This window comes from Streptococcus dentiloxodontae (genome assembly GCF_053206925.1).
This window is the reverse complement of sequence record NZ_JBRUHR010000001.1, coordinates 166,672-184,841: the sequence shown is the minus strand read 5'-3', so window position 1 is coordinate 184,841 and position 18,170 is coordinate 166,672. Positions and strand designations below refer to the sequence as shown.

17 protein-coding genes and 1 other annotated feature are annotated in these 18,170 nt (G+C 39.1%); of the genes, 14 read left to right on the top strand and 3 right to left on the bottom strand.

What is annotated here, in order from left to right; all coding sequences use genetic code 11:
• Positions 1-211: 211 nt before the first annotated feature.
• From ACVRZ8_RS00840 to ACVRZ8_RS00825, 4 genes are all read left to right on the top strand, one after another.
• On the top strand, positions 212-3,052 hold the full coding sequence (locus ACVRZ8_RS00840) for a GBS Bsp-like repeat-containing protein (RefSeq protein ID WP_447447429.1): 2,841 nt from the start codon (positions 212-214) through the stop codon (positions 3,050-3,052).
• Between the two features lie 129 nt (positions 3,053-3,181).
• On the top strand, positions 3,182-6,031 hold the full coding sequence (locus ACVRZ8_RS00835; protein ID WP_447447428.1) for a GBS Bsp-like repeat-containing protein: 2,850 nt from the start codon (positions 3,182-3,184) through the stop codon (positions 6,029-6,031).
• A gap of 98 nt (positions 6,032-6,129) precedes the next feature.
• Positions 6,130-7,353, top strand: coding sequence for a peptidase T (gene pepT / locus ACVRZ8_RS00830; protein WP_447447427.1), 1,224 nt, complete (start codon positions 6,130-6,132; stop codon positions 7,351-7,353).
• A gap of 58 nt (positions 7,354-7,411) precedes the next feature.
• Positions 7,412-7,918 carry an EbsA family protein gene (locus tag ACVRZ8_RS00825; protein ID WP_447447425.1) on the top strand — a complete coding sequence of 169 codons (507 nt, stop codon included), beginning with the start codon at positions 7,412-7,414 and terminating at the stop codon, positions 7,916-7,918.
• On the opposite strand, the gene ACVRZ8_RS00820 is transcribed toward ACVRZ8_RS00825, so the two are convergent.
• A complete protein-coding gene (locus ACVRZ8_RS00820) occupies positions 7,902-8,096 on the bottom strand; it encodes a ferredoxin (RefSeq protein WP_447447424.1) in 195 nt (64 codons plus the stop codon). The genes ACVRZ8_RS00825 and ACVRZ8_RS00820 overlap by 17 nt on opposite strands.
• Before the next feature lie 45 nt (positions 8,097-8,141).
• Between ACVRZ8_RS00820 and ACVRZ8_RS00815 the strand changes: the two genes are divergently transcribed.
• The 7 genes from ACVRZ8_RS00815 to ACVRZ8_RS00785 all read left to right on the top strand — a co-directional run bounded on the left by ACVRZ8_RS00815 (position 8,142) and on the right by ACVRZ8_RS00785 (position 12,031).
• The gene (locus ACVRZ8_RS00815) at positions 8,142-8,744 is read left to right on the top strand and encodes an SAG1386/EF1546 family surface-associated protein (protein ID WP_447447422.1); all 603 of its coding nucleotides are present in this window, start codon (positions 8,142-8,144) and stop codon (positions 8,742-8,744) included.
• A gap of 16 nt (positions 8,745-8,760) precedes the next feature.
• Positions 8,761-9,441 (top strand): (d)CMP kinase, encoded by a 681-nt coding sequence (cmk, locus tag ACVRZ8_RS00810; protein WP_447447420.1) that lies wholly within the window; start codon positions 8,761-8,763, stop codon positions 9,439-9,441.
• Between the two features lie 23 nt (positions 9,442-9,464).
• Positions 9,465-9,593, top strand: a sequence feature (ribosomal protein L20 leader region).
• Positions 9,594-9,607: 14 nt separating this feature from the next.
• Positions 9,608-10,138, top strand: coding sequence for a translation initiation factor IF-3 (infC, locus tag ACVRZ8_RS00805; RefSeq protein WP_447447418.1), 531 nt, complete (start codon positions 9,608-9,610; stop codon positions 10,136-10,138).
• Positions 10,139-10,177: 39 nt separating this feature from the next.
• Positions 10,178-10,378 (top strand): 50S ribosomal protein L35, encoded by a 201-nt coding sequence (rpmI, locus tag ACVRZ8_RS00800; RefSeq protein WP_205017493.1) that lies wholly within the window; start codon positions 10,178-10,180, stop codon positions 10,376-10,378.
• Positions 10,379-10,423: 45 nt separating this feature from the next.
• Positions 10,424-10,783, top strand: a complete 360-nt coding sequence (gene rplT / locus ACVRZ8_RS00795) for a 50S ribosomal protein L20 (RefSeq protein ID WP_002885090.1) — start codon at positions 10,424-10,426, stop codon at positions 10,781-10,783.
• 147 nt (positions 10,784-10,930) lie between these two features.
• Positions 10,931-11,407, top strand: coding sequence for a GNAT family N-acetyltransferase (locus tag ACVRZ8_RS00790; protein WP_447447414.1), 477 nt, complete (start codon positions 10,931-10,933; stop codon positions 11,405-11,407).
• A gap of 111 nt (positions 11,408-11,518) precedes the next feature.
• Positions 11,519-12,031 (top strand): DUF2798 domain-containing protein, encoded by a 513-nt coding sequence (locus tag ACVRZ8_RS00785; RefSeq protein ID WP_447447412.1) that lies wholly within the window; start codon positions 11,519-11,521, stop codon positions 12,029-12,031.
• A 67-nt stretch (positions 12,032-12,098) separates the two neighbouring features.
• On the opposite strand, the gene ACVRZ8_RS00780 is transcribed toward ACVRZ8_RS00785, so the two are convergent.
• Positions 12,099-12,284, bottom strand: a complete 186-nt coding sequence (locus ACVRZ8_RS00780) for a 4-oxalocrotonate tautomerase (protein WP_447447411.1) — start codon at positions 12,282-12,284, stop codon at positions 12,099-12,101.
• A 290-nt stretch (positions 12,285-12,574) separates the two neighbouring features.
• Here ACVRZ8_RS00780 and pepV point away from each other — a divergent pair, with 290 nt between their 5' ends.
• Positions 12,575-13,981 carry a dipeptidase PepV gene (pepV, locus tag ACVRZ8_RS00775; protein ID WP_447447410.1) on the top strand — a complete coding sequence of 469 codons (1,407 nt, stop codon included), beginning with the start codon at positions 12,575-12,577 and terminating at the stop codon, positions 13,979-13,981.
• A gap of 79 nt (positions 13,982-14,060) precedes the next feature.
• Here pepV and ACVRZ8_RS00770 read toward each other — a convergent pair whose 3' ends face one another.
• Positions 14,061-14,696, bottom strand: a complete 636-nt coding sequence (locus tag ACVRZ8_RS00770) for an MBL fold metallo-hydrolase (protein ID WP_447447408.1) — start codon at positions 14,694-14,696, stop codon at positions 14,061-14,063.
• 121 nt (positions 14,697-14,817) lie between these two features.
• On the opposite strand from ACVRZ8_RS00770, the gene ACVRZ8_RS00765 reads away from it, so the two are divergent.
• Positions 14,818-15,618, top strand: a complete 801-nt coding sequence (locus ACVRZ8_RS00765) for a hypothetical protein (RefSeq protein WP_447447406.1) — start codon at positions 14,818-14,820, stop codon at positions 15,616-15,618.
• A gap of 62 nt (positions 15,619-15,680) precedes the next feature.
• Positions 15,681-18,146, top strand: a complete 2,466-nt coding sequence (locus ACVRZ8_RS00760; RefSeq protein WP_447447405.1) for a bifunctional DnaQ family exonuclease/ATP-dependent helicase — start codon at positions 15,681-15,683, stop codon at positions 18,144-18,146.
• The last annotated feature ends 24 nt before the right edge of the window (positions 18,147-18,170 follow it).

The following is an 18,170-nucleotide window of genomic DNA, read 5'->3' as shown; positions in this document are numbered from 1 at the left end:
ACGTTCACTGGACGTTTTGAGTTCCAACCCACTGCCTTAAGATGTTAAAGTGAATTCTAATTGAAGAGGTTGGACTTTTTGCCCACCCTCTTTTTGCTTGCAATGTTCAGCAGACTCCCACTAATTTTTGCGTTTTTTTGACAACATGACATTATAGTTAAAAACTATCTGAAAACTTGATAGAATATTAAAATTTTGATATAGTGATATTATGGCTATTAAAGAAAAATACACCTTAAAAAAATCAAAAACGTACGGTCTCTGCAGTGTTGCCTTGGCAAGTTTCTTTCTTGCAGCAAATGCAGCGCAAGTTTCGGCTGATGAAACTGTAGACAGTTCAAAAGAAGAAAGTGCTTTGGTAAACGTACAGGATGCTTCTGATGTAAATGATAACCCCAGTTCTGTGACAGAGGTAACAGCGGAAGATTTTCAAAGTGCAGAAAATTCTGCTGCAACCACATCAGACGAAACTTCAGGGAGTGCCAGCACAGCCGTTTCAGCTTCTGACAGTCAGACACTTACTTCAGAAACAGTTGAAACAAATGCTGTTTCCGAACAGACTAGCACTCAGTTAACTGTAAATCAGTCGAACAGCAATAACCAAACTGCTGGATTAACGACTTCGTCAGAAGAAAATGAAATTGAAGAAGCCACTGTTAGTGAAGAGGCCGCTAGCCGTTTGCAAACAAGTCGTTCTTCAGCTATCGAAGAGAGTCAAACCAGTGAGACGACTTCTGCAACAGTTGCAGGTAAAACGCTGATACTTCAGTATAATCGTGATACTTCAGCTGATGAACAAGTCTATTTTGCAGTTTGGACGCAAAATAGAGATCAAGACGATTTAGTTTGGTATCAAGCAGATGTCACAGGAGCTGCCTATATTGATTTGTCTAGGCATAAAGAATACGGGACTTATAATATCCATACGTATTCTAATATTAACGGAAGAATGGTTGGACGTGATGCTAGTACGATAACGGTTGCTCAGCCTGAACTATCAGTCAAATTTGATAAAATTTCGACAGGAAATTACAAAATGACCATCTCAGGTGCAGATGACTCTATTACTTCAATTTCGGTACCTGTCTGGTCTGATAAGAATGATCAAGATGATATCAAATGGTATGCAGCAGCTAAGCAGCCAGATGGAACCTATACCGTAGACATTAATACCAGTAATCATAAGTCTGACAAGGGACATTATTCTGCTCATATTTATGGACAATCGGCTATCACAGGCGGTACAGTAGGGCTCTTAGCAACTTCTGGATTTGATAATGAAACTAAAGAAGCGACAGTTTCTATCTCAGGTTATTCAGAGAATTCCAAAAACTTTACGGTCAATATTAATGGAGCTGACAGCAGTAAAACTCTTTCATCGGTCAATATTGCTGTTTGGTCTGAAGAAAATGGTCAGGACGATCTCAAGTGGTATACACCTGCCATTAACGGCAACTCAGCTTCACAGCCTATTTCTATTCTTAATCATGGAGATGTTTCTGGCAATTATACCGTGCACGTTTATACGACTTATACAGACGGTACAACTAAAGGAACTAATCTTGGTACTTATAAAATCACTAAACCTGCGGATTCAAATATAACTACAGCAACTCTAACAGAGTCTGGTATACACCTGCAATTGGTATCAAACACCGTTACTGATTACGATAAGGTTAGATTTGCTGTTTGGTCAGAAATAGGGGATCAAGACGACCTCAGATGGTATTCGGCAGCCAGTGATGGCACAGTAACAGTACCGTACTCAGACCACACAGGCTATGGCACCTATAATATTCATACCTATTTGTCACAAAAAAGTGGCATGAAAGGCTTAAATGCAGCGACGATGACGATTGCAAATCCTTCTGCAAGCGCCAGTGTATCTAAAGTTGATAATTATACTTATCAGGTGACTGTTTCAAATGTGCCCTATTATATGACATCTATTAGCGTACCAGTTTGGTCTGATAAAAATGATCAAGATGATATCAGATGGTATCAAGCTAAACAAAAAGATGCTACTACTTGGACAGCGGATATTTCACTGAAAAATCATAATTTTGAAACAGGAACTTACAGTGTCCATATTTATGGTAATTCAACTTTATCGGGTGGATCAACTGTTGGTCTAGGGACAAGCAGTTTTACGCTTACCGATAAAGTGACTCCGACACGCCCGAATGTATCAGTTACTGAGCATAAAGGAGGCGAAGGCTGGCTTAAGGTTACAGCCACTGAAACCAATACATCATTAGGCATTAAATCAATACAAGTAGCAGCTTGGTCAGAAGCCAATCAGTCTAATATTCACTGGTACACCGTAGAAGCAGACGCAGACGGAACAACTGATGTTGTCGTTGATCGAAAAAACCATAGTAATCTTAATGGAAATTATACGGTTCATGTTTATCTGACCCTTTCGGACGGAAGTAAAGCAGGTTATGATTTAGGAAATTATGATTTTTATTATGCTAATACTTGGGTTTATTCAGATAGTGACCTGTTGTGGCATTATTATGACGAATCTGGGAAAGAAACTAAGACTTCAAAGACGATTTCAAGTTCACAAGCTGGCAAAATTAATAACAGCTTCTTAGCAGCTATTTATGATGGTGCAGTAGCCAGTCTGCAGTATGGTGTCTTACCATCTATCACAGCAGCGCAAGCTATTTTAGAAAGTGGATGGGGAAAATCAACTTTATCTGCAGCACCTAATAATAATCTTTTCGGCATTAAAGCATCAAGCGATTGGAGGGGAGAAACGGTAACCGTTCCAACACAGGAGTATGTCAATGGTCAGTATGTAACGGTTAATGCTGCTTTCCGCAAATACAATTCGTGGAATGAAAGCGTTCTGGATCATGCGAAATTCTTTACAGAAACAGCATGGCGCCGTTCTAATTACAGCCAGTTTGTAGGAGAACGCAACTATAAAGTAGCTGCTCAAAAGCTTCATGAAGCAGGTTATGCAACTGATCCAGGCTATGCAAGCAAATTAATCAATCTTATTGATACTTATAAGCTTTATGAGTGGGACACGGTTTCTTGATAACTCATATTTATTGGAGATTTTGATTTAGTAGAATCTATGACGAGTTTGATTATCACCTAGTACTTGAACACAGCTAGGTGAAGGAATTGGGATTATGATTTCCCTTATTTAGGAAAGGTATGGTTTATGTCAACCAAATATATTTTTGGCTTTAAGAAAAACAAGGCTTACGGTCTTTGCGGAGTTGCTTTAGCAGGCTTTCTTTTGACTGTTTGTTCGGGAGATGTTTTAGCTGATGAAAATAGCGTAAATACGGCTGACAGCTCTGCTATTGTTTCTGTTTCAGAAAAAGAACAGGAGACTTCTGAAACATCAGTAAATTCAGATGAAGTGACCGCAACAAAAGAAGAAAAAGAGACAGCAGTTTCAGATGCTGTTGCAAACACCTCAGAAGCTGCTCAAAAATCTAATTCTGAAATTGAATCTGTTGTAACAGTAGCCAGTCAGAATCAAGCTGACAGCTCAGAAATGAACAAGCCAGTGACTTCTGCCAGTTCAGAAGCAGCAACAAAAGCTGATGTCGCAGCAACTTCTGCAGCTGAAAATGCAGTCAAAGAACCTGTTACTGAAGAATCAGAGGCAGCAGAAGTAACGACAGCGACAGTTGTTGGTAAGACAATGACATTGCGGTACAATAATACTATTGCTCAAAATGAAACGATTTATTTTGCGGTTTGGACTCAAAATCGCGATCAGGACGATTTGGTTTGGTATCGTGCGGATGAGGCAGGCGCAGCTTATATTGACCTTTCTAAACATAAGGAGTACGGTATTTATAATGTTCATACCTATTCGAGTGTATCAGGGCAAATGATAGGCAGGAATGCTCAAACTGTAACAGTTGCAGTACCCAAAGTAACAGTAGCAGCCACTAAAAACAGTAATGGTAACTTTACTGTTTCTATTTCTGGGGTTGATGATTCGATTACTGATGTTCAAGTACCAGTTTGGTCTGATAAAAACGATCAAGACGATATCAAGTGGTATCAAGCCAGCAAACAGGCTGATGGAACTTATACAGTTGATGTATTAACCAGCAATCATAAATCTGATTGGGGCCATTACACGGCTCATGTATATGGAAAATCAGCTATTACAGGAACACTTATTGGATTGGCGGCTTCTGGTTTTGATAATGTTGATACACGTGCTAATGCGGTTATCAACTTAACAGATTATGCGGAAAATTCTAAAACATTCACTATCACTGTTGATGGCAGCGGTGATACTAAAACTGTACAATCTGTTTCCATTGCAGTCTGGTCAGAAGAAAACGGTCAGGATGATTTAAAATGGTATTTCCCAGCGATTCGCAATAATTCGGCATCTCAACAGGTCTCTATTGTTGATCATGGTGATGTTTCTGGCAATTATACAGTCCATGTTTACGTCGGTTATTCAGACGGTTCAGCGACTGGAACCAATCTTGGGACCTACAAAATTACAAAGCCTGCCGATAGTAATGTTACCAAAGCCGATTTGACTGAAAAAGGCATTAAAGTTCAGCTGGAATCAAATACAGTTGTTGACTACACAAAGGTTCGCTTTGCGGTTTGGTCGGCAGAAAATGATCAAGACGATATCAAGTGGTACAATGCTTCAAGCGACGGTAGTGCAGTGGTACCATATTCTGATCATAAAGGTTATGGAACCTATCATATTCACACTTATCTATCAGAATCCGGTGGTATGAAAGGTTTAAATACTACAACGATTTCAATTGCACAGCCGTCTGTGAAAACAGCAATCAGTAAACTTAATGATTATCAATATCAAGTGATGGTTTCGGATGTTCCGTACTATATATCTAGTGTCTCTGTTCCTGCTTGGAATACAGAAAATGACCAGGACGATATCAAATGGTATAGTGCCACTAAGACTGATTCAACGACTTGGACAGCAACTATCAACTTGAAAAACCATGATTTCAAGACAGGGAACTATCTTGCACATGTATATGGCAATAGTGAATTGCAAAATAATGCAACAATCGGTTTAGCAGGTACAGACGGTTTTACAGTGACCAATCCAGTAACGCCAACTAAACCAGAGGTCTCTGTCATTAGTCACGATGAGTCAAAAGGCTTGGTAACTGTTTTGATTTCAGAAACTGATACTTCAGCACGTCTCAAATCAGTCAGTTTGGCAGCTTGGTCCAATGCTGATCAGTCTAACATTCATTGGTATACCTCATCAAATATCTCCGATGGGCAGGTTATTATAACGGTAAATGAACGCTACCATAACTACATCAAAGGCAATTACACAATCCACGCCTATGTAGATACAGTAGATGGCAATAAAATAGGTTATAACCTAGGTCAGTATAGTCTCCAAGCTAAAAAATCAGGTTCGGCTTCTCAAGGAAATTATGATGTCTTTAATAAGGTAATTTACTTAGATGCAGGCCACGGCGGTTCAGATCCAGGTGCTTCTTATTATGGTCTTCAGGAAAAAAATCTTTCTTTGGCTATGCAAAATCGGCTTAAGTCGAAATTAGAGGCAGCTGGTTATACTGTTATAACTACTAGAACTAGCGATGCTTATGTTGATCTTTTAGAGCGTTCAAGAAAAGCTAACGCCTCAGAATCTGATATATTTATCTCTCTTCATTTTAATGCCTCAAGCAGTTCAGCAGCATATGGTATTGAGACTTACTATTATCAGTATTATTCGGAATATCAGCCATCTATAAATGGAACTTATCATAACAATGCAACTCGTCTGGATATGAGTTCAACGCTTGCTAGCGCTATTCAGTCCAATGTAGTCTCTGTTACGGGTGGCAAAAATAATGGTGTAAAACGCAATACTTTTGCGGTTCTTCGTGAGACAACAGCACCGGCAGTCCTCTTGGAGCTTGGCTATCTGTCCAACGCTACAGAAGCTAATAATATCTCAAATGCAGCTTATCAGGAAAAACTAGCAAACGGAATTGTAGCTGGCATTCTCCAATATTACAGTACCTACAGTTAATAAAGGTGACATATACTAATATTAAAAAACTTACCAGTAATGGTAGGTTTTTTGCTATAATAAAAAGGAATTTAACAGGAGCAGTAAAAGGAGCTAAAATGACTTACGAAAACTTGCTGGAGCGCTTTATACGTTACGTTAAGATTAATACCCGCAGTAACGATAGAAGTACTAGTACTCCGACAACCCAGAGCCAGATTGATTTTGCGCTTAATATTCTAAAACCAGAACTAGAAGAATTAGGGTTGAGCAACATTCATTATCTGACCGAAAATGGCTACCTAGTAGCCACCTTGGCAGCTAATGACTCTAATCTAACTCGGAAAATTGGCTTTATCTCACATATGGATACAGCTGACTTTAATGCTGAGGGAATCAATCCTCAGGTTATTGAGGCTTATGATGGCGGAGAAATCACTCTTGGAGATTCTGGCTTTCGTTTAAGTCCGAATGATTTTCCGAATCTCAAAAATTATTTGGGACAGACCTTAATCACAACAGATGGACAGACACTTCTTGGGGCAGATGATAAATCCGGTATTGCTGAGATTATAACAGCACTTGCTTACTTACAAGCTAATCCTGACATAAAACATTGCGAGATTCGCGTTGGTTTTGGACCTGATGAAGAAATTGGCATTGGTGCTGATAAATTTGATGTTGAAGACTTTGATGTTGATTTTGCCTATACTGTTGATGGTGGTCCTTTGGGTGAGCTCCAGTACGAAACTTTCTCAGCTGCAGCCGCAAATCTAACCTTTTTAGGTCGCAATGTCCATCCTGGGACAGCGAAAGGACAGATGATTAACGCTCTGCAATTAGCAGTAGACTTTCACAATCAGCTTCCTGCTGAGGAACGTCCTGAATTAACTGAGGGATATGAAGGGTTCAATCACCTTCTTCAGTTGCAGGGAACCGTTGAAGAAGCTCACAGCGCCTATATTATTCGTGATTTTGATTCTGATGCTTTTGAAAATCGCAAAGCTAATTTTCAAAAAATTGCTGCTCAGATGAATCAAAGATTAGGAAGTGAGAGAGTATTACTTGACCTGCATGACCAATACTATAATATGCGGCAGATCATTGAGAACGATATGACCCCCATAAAACTAGCTAAAGAAGTTATGGAAAAGCTTGATATCAAGCCTATTATCGAACCTATTAGAGGCGGAACAGATGGGTCGAAAATTTCTTTTATGGGCATTCCGACTCCAAATCTATTTGCTGGCGGAGAAAACATGCATGGCCGTTTTGAATATGTTAGCCTGCAAACCATGGAAAAAGCTGTCGACGTGATTTTAGGAATTGTCAGCCAATCTTAGAGTTATACTTTGCGAATTTTTAAAATTATGATAAAATAAAAGAGTTGGAGGTGCTGAGATGATTAAAATTTTTGGCAAGTACCGCTACCATTGGCAGCCAGAATTATCTTGGCTTATCATTTATTGGTCAATAGCAATTATTCCAATTTTTATCGGAGCAGCTATGATATTTGAACGATATGATGTTCCCATACATGTGCTTGCGCTCTTTAGTCTGTTTGCGATTCTTTTTTGCCTAGGTCTTCACCGTTATTTTGTGATTGAAGATGATGGTATTTTAAAAATCATATCACTTAATATTTTTAAGCCGCGGAAAGTGCAAATTGCAGATATCAAGAGGGTAGAAGTTACCAAAACTGGACTTTTGCTAATCTCTAAGGATGATTCTCGGAGGCAGTTTTACATGCGAAAATGGCCTAAAAAATATTTTTTAGACGCATTAGCTGTTCATAAAGACTTTAAAGGTGAAGTAGAATTGACAGATCATATGGTACGGTTTGATTATTTTGCTTTTTATGAAGAGTCAAAGAAATTATCAAAAAGCTTTTTTAATCACAAACAATAGCTTTTGTTGGACATGATTTTGCAGCTAAAGTAGCATCCGCTGAATCTGGAATTTCTACACTGAGCTGGTCAGACTGGCTGAATCGAACGATTCCCTCATCGTCGTAGTCAAACAGTGGTGAATAGGTCTGACAAAGTCCGCAGGCAATACATTTTTCTGGTATAATTGATATTTTCATAATATCATTTTAATATGCATTAACTTATTTTACAAGGAGAACATCATGAGTAAGAACCCATGGGAAGATAAAGTATCTGAAGAAGAAATTGATGAAGTTGAAGTTATTGACGCTGAGGAAGTCTCAGCGGATACTGACGCTGATTTAGCCGATGAAGAGGAGAATGAGAAAGTCAATCGCAGACCTGTTAGAAATCGTGCACGCCGGAGAAGTTCAGGCTTTGCAGGGATTTTAGACACATCCTTTTTGACTATCCTTTTGGGGCTTTTCTTTATCATTGTTGTTGCGATTCTTTTCTTTGTATTTTATACTTCTAATCTTGGTGGAAATGATACAGCAACTTCAGATTCATCTTCTGGCTTTTATTCATCATCAACATCATCTGTGGAAAGCTCAACAGCTGCTAGTTCAGCAGGATCTGCCAGTTCGTCAGAGGAAGCTTCAAGCAATTCAACTAATGAGTCGTCCTCAACAAGTTCGTCTTCAAGCGGCAATGGCCAAACAATAACTGTTCAATCGGGTGAAGGAGCCGCTTCTATTGCAGCGCGTGCAGGCATTTCAGTTGAGCAATTAGAGGCACTCAATCCTGATCATATGACTATGGGATACTGGTATGCCAACCCAGGTGATGAGGTTTACATTAGTTAGAAAATAAAGGGGAATCATGAAATCAATTAAAATCGCAATTGACGGTCCAGCGTCAAGCGGTAAAAGTACAGTAGCCAAGATTATAGCTAAGAATCTTGGCTATACTTATCTTGATACAGGTGCTATGTACCGCTCAGCTGCTTATTTGGCACTTCAAAATGGCTTAACTGATCAAGATGTACCTGCCATTCTCAAAGTTTTAGCTGAAAATCCTATTAGCTTTGGAAAGGCTAAAGATGGAACGCAGACAGTCGTTGTTGGTGGTAAAGATATCAGCTTAGCTATTCGTCAAAATGATGTGACTAATAACGTTTCTTGGGTGTCGGCTATTCCTGAGGTGCGCAGGGAGTTAGTTGCTCAGCAGCAGCGTATTGCTGAAGGCGGTGCTATTATTATGGATGGTCGTGATATCGGAACAGTTGTTTTACCGAATGCCGAGCTTAAAATTTTCTTGATTGCTTCCGTTGAAGAAAGAGCAGAGCGTCGTTTTAAGGAAAATCAAGAAAAGGGTATTCCAACTGATTTGGAAACCTTGAAAAAAGAAATAGCAGAGCGTGATTATAAGGACAGCCACCGGGAGGTGTCGCCTTTAAAACCAGCAGAAGATGCTATTGTTTTTGATACGACTGGTATTGATATTGATGGGGTAGTTTCCTTTATTTCAGAAAAAGCAAAGAAAATCATTGACAGTAAATAGTTCCCATGTTATACTTGTAATAATGAGAAAAGCAGAAGTGAGAACTTCTCGCCTTGCGACTAACGTTGTCTGGCTCTACATGTCAAGTTTCATAAGATGGAATATTATTGTAGTGCGGGCTTGGTTTGACAGGTCCGCTTTCGTTTTTCTCTAAAAAATAGAGAGGGTGAAGATTATCGCTAAAAAAGATCTATTTATCAATGATGAAATTCGTGTCCGTGAAGTTCGTCTAGTTGGCCTTGATGGTGAGCAATTAGGAATTAAACCATTAGCAGAGGCGCAAGCAGTTGCTGATGATGCTAATGTTGATCTTGTTTTGATCCAGCCGCAAGCAACACCGCCTGTTGCTAAAATTATGGATTATGGTAAATTTAAATTTGAATACCAAAAGAAACAAAAAGAACAGCGTAAAAAGCAAAGCGTTGTAACTATCAAGGAAGTTCGCCTCAGTCCCGTTATTGATAAAGGAGACTTTGAGACTAAACTTCGCAATGGCCGTAAATTTCTTGAAAAAGGCAATAAGGTCAAGGTTTCTATTCGCTTTAAAGGGCGTATGATTACCCACAAAGAAATTGGTGCCAAAGTTTTAGCTGATTTTGCTGAAGCGACGCAAGATATTGCAATTATTGAACAAAGAGCTAAGATGGATGGCCGTCAAATGTTCATGCAGTTGGCGCCAATTACTGACAAGAAATAATTGTCATAGTTAATATTATTTAAGAGGAGAATTTTTAAAATGCCAAAACAAAAAACACACCGTGCATCAGCTAAACGTTTTAAACGTACAGGTTCAGGTGGATTAAAACGCTTCCGCGCTTTTACCTCTCACCGTTTCCACGGAAAAACTAAGAAACAACGTCGTCATCTTCGTAAAGCATCAATGGTGCATTCAGGAGATTTCAAACGTATTAAATCAATGCTTACTCGCTTGAAATAAGAGTAGCTGTAAAAGAATAAAAAGAAATTATCGGAGGATTTATAAATGGCTCGTGTTAAAGGTGGCGTTGTTTCACGCAAACGTCGTAAACGTGTACTTAAATTAGCTAAAGGTTATTATGGCGCTAAGCATATCTTGTTCCGTACAGCAAAAGAACAAGTAATGAATTCATACTACTATGCTTACCGTGATCGTCGTCAGAAAAAACGTGACTTCCGTAAACTATGGATTACTCGTATCAATGCGGCAGCTCGTTTGAATGGACTTTCTTACTCACAATTAATGCATGGTTTGAAGTTGGCTGAAATTGAAGTGAATCGTAAAATGCTTGCTGACTTAGCAGTCAATGATGCAGCAGCTTTCACAGCTCTTGCCGATGCAGCTAAAGCAAAACTTGGGAAATAATCTGTTGGATACTTTTTCTTCTTTGTTAGAAATTTAATAAGCAAAGAAGATTATCCAGTGGATAATTTTGACCGCACTTAAGCGTAAGAAGTATAAATTTGTAAAATGGCCTTAGGGTCGTTTTTTTGTAGGGAAAGGAATGTATATATGGCTACCATTCGTTCAGCAGAACTGGCAGATATTCCTGCTGTTCAAAAACTATTGGCTCAAATTCTTCTAGTTCATCACGAAGCTCGCCCTGACCTGTTTCAAGCTAAAGGCAGTAAATTTACAGACGAAGAGTTAAAAAAGATTTTTCAAGACCGCAAGACTCCAGTATTTGTTTATGTTGATGATAATGATAAAATAGTGGGCCATCTTTTTACTGTTATTCAAGAAACTCCTGAAAAGTCAACTACTCAAGTACAGCATAAGACGCTTTTTATTGATGATTTGTGTGTGGATGAGGCTTCGCGCGGACAAAAAATTGGTGAAAAGCTCTATGAATTTGCTAAATCATATGCCAAAGAAATTGGTGCCTATAATTTAACTCTCCATGTATGGAATGACAATGTCGGTGCAGTACGTTTTTATAAGCGTCTAGGAATGTCGCCTGTTTATACTTCGATGGAAGAAATTTTATAGAAATAAAACGTTTTCTTTTTAAAAGTGCTTACGAAGATAATTCTTTTATGTTAGACTAGGTAAGGAATAAGGACTTACGTCCTTATTTTAATTTAGAAATGGAGTTTTATAATGCCTCGTAACTTTAAAGAAGCTATTATTTTTACTTGTCTTATGTGCGGAATGATGGTGCTTGGAATGAGTATTTGGAATCTAATTGCAACAGGGCACTTTTCTTGGGGCCACCTAGCAGCTGGCTATCTACCAGGTTTTATTGTTGCATTTATTCTTGATGTCGTAATCGTAGGACCAATTGCTAAGAGTATCGCCATCTCGATCATCATGAAAACACCGCATCATGAGAAGCGTTGGGTGAAAATTATTGGTATATCAGGCTGCATGGTTCTTGGAATGGTAACAGTTATGTCACTTTATGGCTTGCTTTATAATCTTGGTTTTTCAGGTCTTTCTTGGAAAGCCTATGGTCAAGCTTGGCTGACTAATTTTATTGTTGCTCTGCCTTTGAATTTTCTTATCGTTGGCCCGATTTCTCGCTTTATTTTGGGACATCTTCAAAAGCCCTTTCCGAACGAAGATAAAGTTGAAGACTTCAAAGATGATGAAGAATTACCAACTATTATTTAACTGTTAAGAACGTATGTTGATTATCATAAACAAAAAGTCCTTTCCAAAATTTGAAAAGGCTTTTTTCTTATGATTTTTTCTTCATTTCGCCGTGAGGGTAATAAGTTCCTTCCGGCATATCGTTAATAAAAACATGGATAGCTTCTTTGGGAGCTTTGGCAATACGTGAAACAACCTCAGTCACTTCACGGGCAAGTTCAATCTTTTGTTCCTCTGTACGCCCTTCAAATAAATCAATTTTCACAAATGGCATGTGTCATCCTCCAATTTTTGATAGCTTTATTATAGCACAAAAGAAGATGTTTACCAGTCTAAACTCAGGAACGGTTGATTTAGAGCGCTGGCTTGAAGGGAAATTATTGTCTTTTGAAGTGATTCAGTTACGAATCTAGCTGCAGCAGATTTTTAAAATAGTATCAAGTTTGGTTATATCTCAGTCCAGACTGTTAAGATTGGAGACTTTTTGATAGAATAAGGAAAGCTAAATGAAATTCTTAAAAAGAATTAAGTATTACGATACTACAATATATTTAGGAGGTATTTATGATTATTGATTACCGTGCTGAAATTGATAAACGTCAAGAGGATTTTTTAGAAGACTTATTCAGTTTAATTCGGATTAATTCTGAGCGTGATGACAGCCAGGCAGATGCAAGACACCCCTTTGGGCCAGGTCCAGTTAAGGCTTTGGAGCATTTTTTGACGATGGCTGAGCGTGATGGCTATAAAACAACCAATGTTGATAATTATGCAGGTCATTTTGAATTTGGGCAGGGCGAAGAAGTTCTTGGAATTTTTGCGCATCTGGATGTGGTGCCTGCAGGTTCTGGTTGGGATACTAATCCTTATGAACCTGTCATTAAAGATGACAAACTTTATGCGCGGGGCTCTTCAGACGATAAAGGGCCAACTATAGCAGCTTACTATGCCCTAAAAATTATTAAGGAACTTAATTTGCCAGTCTCTAAAAAGGTCCGTTTTGTGATTGGTACCGATGAGGAATCTGGCTGGGCTGATATGGATTATTATTTTGAACATGTTGGCTTGCCTGAACCTGATTTTGGCTTTGCTCCTGATGCGGAATTTCCCATTATCAATGGAGAAAAAGGAAATATCACAGAGTATCTTCGTTTTGGCGGTGAAAATAGCGGTGCTGTAGTACTTGAACGTTTCGTTGGCGGCTTGCGAACCAATATGGTTCCTGAATCTGCGACAGCTCTGCTCTCAGGGTCTGTCAGCGCCAGCCAATTATCCTCAAAAATGAAAACCTTTGCTGCTGAAAATGGCCTTCAAGGCACTGTAGAAGAAATTAATGATCAGGTACAGGTTAGCTTGGTTGGTAAATCGGCTCACGGAATGACTCCTTTTGCTGGTGTTAATGGCGCTACCTATTTAGCGGTCTTCTTGAGTGATTTGAAGCTTGCCGATGATGCTAAGGCTTTTGTTGATGTTGCTGCACAAACGCTTCATAAGGACTTTTATGGAGAAAAACTTGGTGTGAGCTGCAGGGACGTTAAAATGGGCGAATTAACGATGAATGCTGGTATTTTTGATTTTAAAAACGGTGCTTCCGATAATCAGATTGCTCTTAATTTCCGTTATCCTAAGGGAACTAATCCAGAACTAATCAAGGCTGAATTAGAGAAACTTAGCGGAGTCAAGAAAGTGACCGTTGATGCTAAAGGACATGTTCCGCACTATGTTCCGGCCGAAGATCCTTTGGTGACCACTTTGCTTGATGTTTATGAGCGTCATACAGGGGTTAAGGGGGAAGAACAAATTATTGGAGGGGGTACTTTTGGCCGTCTTCTAAAACGAGGTGTGGCTTTTGGTGCAATGTTCCCGGGGTATACCAATACGATGCATCAAGCTAATGAATTTGTGGATATTGAAGACCTCTACCGTGCAGCTGCAATATATGCGGAAGCTATTTATGAGCTGATAAAATGATACTCAAGTTTCAACTCAGTATTCTGCTATTATTAGCGAAGTAAAAAGAGAGTGGGATAGACAGCTTCTTGTATTTCACCTAATTAAAATGCGGATTGAAATTTTTCTCATGTCCAATAGTCGTGTCCCAGCCATGGCCTGGATAGACAAGGTAATGGTTAGGTAAAGTAAAGAGCTTTTGGCGGATGCTGTTTAGCAGCTGTTCGTAATCTCCAGTAGGCAAATCAGAGCGGCCGATAGTCTCTCTAAAAAGAGCATCACCAGAAAAAACGAGTGCCTCATGCTCAAAAATAAAGGAAACACCCCCAATAGAATGCCCTGGCGTAGGAACGACTTTAAAATCAAATCCGGTTAGATGATAAGGCTTTTCGTATTGGAAAAAATGCTCCGCTGGAGCAACAATAACGTCAGCCATATCAGCATGTCGCGGTAAGCCAGATAGGTTGTTAACTGGTGAGCTCAGCCATTCCTTCTCAGCTTCGGCGACATAAACAGGCGGTTGCTGACAGTGTTTTCGAATGGCTTCTACACTCATAATATGATCATAATGGGTATGCGTCAGCAAGATAGCAGTGACTGGTTTTTGAATCTGCTGCAAAGTTTCTAAAATTTTTTCCTGATTGCTGCCAGGATCAATGACTAGACAGGCCTGATCATTTTCCAAAATATAAGTATTTTCCATAGCAACAGGATTAAGGATACGTTCGATATTCATAGCCCTAGTGTAGCAAACTTCAACGATTTTTCCAAATTTTCTTTTGAAAATAGTAATGTTCCTATGAGAAATATAACTTTCGCATGGTATAATAAAATAAGAAAGATAAAGGGGTGCCCTTATGACATCAGAAAAAGATATTCATATTCCAAGACATCTCAGCCGTTTGGCGCAGGCTATTGAAAACGGAGAAAATCTCAGCTCAATTAGCCTTAAGGAAGGGTTGGAAGATATTGATCAAGCTATTAAAAAAGCAGATGACCAAGAAGAAGCACAGGCTTTAGAAGACCTTCGTAAACAGGTTTTAGCACTCTATGAAAGCAGAAGAAATGATAAAACAAAACATATCTGGCTGGCCAGTCTTGGTGCTCTGCTTATACTGATATTTGTCATTTCTTTTGTCATGTACGCTTATGAAAATTCTTCATCAAAAAGCGGTTGGGCCTCAGCCAGACCTTCTGACATCAGCACTGTAAAAGAAAGTTCTTCCAAAAATCCTACACAATCTCTCGAAAGTTCAAATAGTGAGACTAACAGCTCTGCTTATCCTTCAAATCAAGACTCCGCTAGCATTAGCACTGTTACAAGTTCAGAATCAAATGCTAGTTCTACAGAATCCAGTGTTGATACGAGGTCTTTGACAACAGGTCAGGTGTCAGACTGGGTGGTGGAAACTTACTTAGCAAGTCAAGGAGATACGTCTTTTACTGCCGAGGACTACATTGTAACTTCTGAGACTGGCAATGACGGTTTGGTCTACAGCCAAATAGCTGAAAACCATAGTTCTGCCGCTATGCAGGCAGCAGGAGCAGATCCAAGTGTTAATCCTGTTGTTGGTTTTTATCGTGTCAATGATCAAGGTCAATTAGAATCCTCTGATGATGGAGGGGTAACTTGGGCTGTTGTTAGTGATTCTTATTAAGAAGAGCTGAGGGTTTATCTCAGCTTTTTTTGATGGGAAAAATATGCTATAATGTTGGGGTTATGACCAAGAAGACAAAGGAAAAATATGCGGTTGTAGACTTGGAAGCCACATCAGCTTCTTCATCTGCCAATATCATTCAAGTGGGAATTGTCATTGTTGAAGATGGCGAGATTATAGACAGTTTTGAAAGTGATGTTAACCCACACCAAAAGTTAGATACGCATATTATTCAATTAACAGGGATTACAGATGAACAGTTGGCCCAGGCTCCTGATTTTTCCCAGATTGCTAAGCCTGTTTATCAGTTGATAAAAGACTGTATCTTTGTAGCTCATAATGTCAAATTTGATGCCAATTTATTAGCGGAAGCTCTCTTTATGGAGGGCTACGAACTGCGAACTCCTAGAGTTGACACAGTGGAGCTCACTCAAGTTTTTTACCCAACTTTGGAAAAATATAATTTGTCTTATTTGGCGCAGGAATTAGAACTTGAACTGACAAATGCTCATACAGCTATTGCGGATGCCAGAGCAACAGCTCAGCTATTGCTGCGCCTTATAAACAAGATGGAAAGTCTTCCCAAAATTACTTTGGAAATGCTTTTGAATTTCTCTGATAATCTGATTTTTGAATCAGAATTTCCTATTCGGCAGGCTTTTAGTCGGGCAAAAACAAAACTAGCTCAGGATTTTGTGCAGGAAAAAGGTATTGTTTTGAAACGAGTCAAAACTTATTCTAAAGAGTACAAAGTCTCTCAGGATTTTGCGACCAATATTGCTTTGCTTAATTTACAAGAGCGTCAGCAGCAGACAGAATTTGCCCAGACCGTTCGGTCGCAATTGGATAATTCAGCTGTTTCCTTTATTCAAGCGCAGACCGGAATTGGCAAGACTTATGGTTATTTGCTATCAATTTTGGCGGCACAGCCCAAGGATAAGATTGTGGTTGCAGTACCAACTAAACTTTTACAAGATCAAATCATGGATCAGGAAGGGCGTTGTTTAGAAGAGACCTTTCATATTAATTGTCATAGTTTAAAAGGACCGCAAAATTATATTAAGCTGGATGCTTTTTATCAGACGCTTTTACGCTCTAACGATAATCGGCTGGTAAACCGTTATAAGATGCAGGTTCTGGTTTGGCTGACTGAAACACATACGGGCGATTTAGATGAAATCAAGCAAAAGCAGCGTTATCAGGCCTATTTCGATGAGATAAAGCATGATGGCAAGCTGCAGGCAGATAGTTTGTTTGCTCTGCATGACTTTTGGCAAATGTCTTATGAGAAAGCAGAGCAGGCACATGTGCTGATTACGAATCACGCTTATCTCTTGACGCGGATAGAAGATGATTCTGCCTTCATTGCTGGAAAAGTTTTAGTTATTGACGAAGCCCAAAAAATGGTGTTGGCTCTGGAGCAATTTTCTCGAAGGCAGTTAAACGTAACAAAACTCTTGCAGGATATTCATCAGCTTTTAGAAAAAGAGGGACTTTCTCTTTTAGAGCAGCGTTTATTAGAGAGCCTGCAATTTGAATGGACGCGCCTTTTGACTGCTTACCAGCAAAATCAGATCGCTTCTCTAACTAGGGAGGATTTGATAAAAATTAGCCAAGATGTCTGTGAGTTGGATGCCTCGGAACTGGCAGATTTGGCAGATATGTTCTCTCCTCAATTTGATACTTATTGGTTTGAAGTTGAAAATTTTCAGGATAACCGCATTATTTATTTTAAGGCAGCACGCCATCAATTGATGCGTTTGTCGGATTATTTGACTGAAGCCAAGAAAGTATTAGCTATTTCGGCAACTTTAGCTATCAGTCCGCAAGTAGAACTCGCCGATTTGTTAGGATTGAAAAACGTTAACTGCTTCAGTCTAGCTAATACTCGTATTAACCAGCAAAAAATCTGGATTGACCAGTCTATGCCTAGTATTGGACAAATATCAGACAAGGACTATGCAGAATCTATTTCTAAAAGAGTGATGGAACTTAGCACTTTGAAAAAACCGATTTTGGTGCTTTTCACTTCCAAACACAGTATGTTAGCTGTGTCTCAGTTTCTTGAGGACAATGAGCTCCGCCATTTAACACAGGAAAAAAATGGTACGGCTTTTAATATAAAAAAACGTTTTGACCGTGGAGAGGCTAATATACTTTTGGGAATGGGTTCTTTTTGGGAAGGTGTTGATTTTGCTCAGCAGGATCAACTGATAGAAGTGATTGCGCGTTTGCCTTTTGATAATCCTAAGGATCCCTTTTTCCAAAAAGTAAAAACTTGGCTGCATAATCAAGGTAAACAAGCATTTGAGGACTATAGCCTGCCAATGACAATTTTACGTCTAAAACAAGCTATTGGAAGAACAAGGAGGAGCCAGAAACAGAAGTCAGCAGTGATTATTTTAGACAATCGCCTCCTTCACAAAAGTTATGGCAGCAGTTTTATGAGAAGTTTATCTGAAGAAGTTCCTCTATCTTGCCAAAATTTCATGGAAATCTTAACTGAAATTACAGATTTTTTGCTATAATTAAGAAAGCAACATTTTAATAGG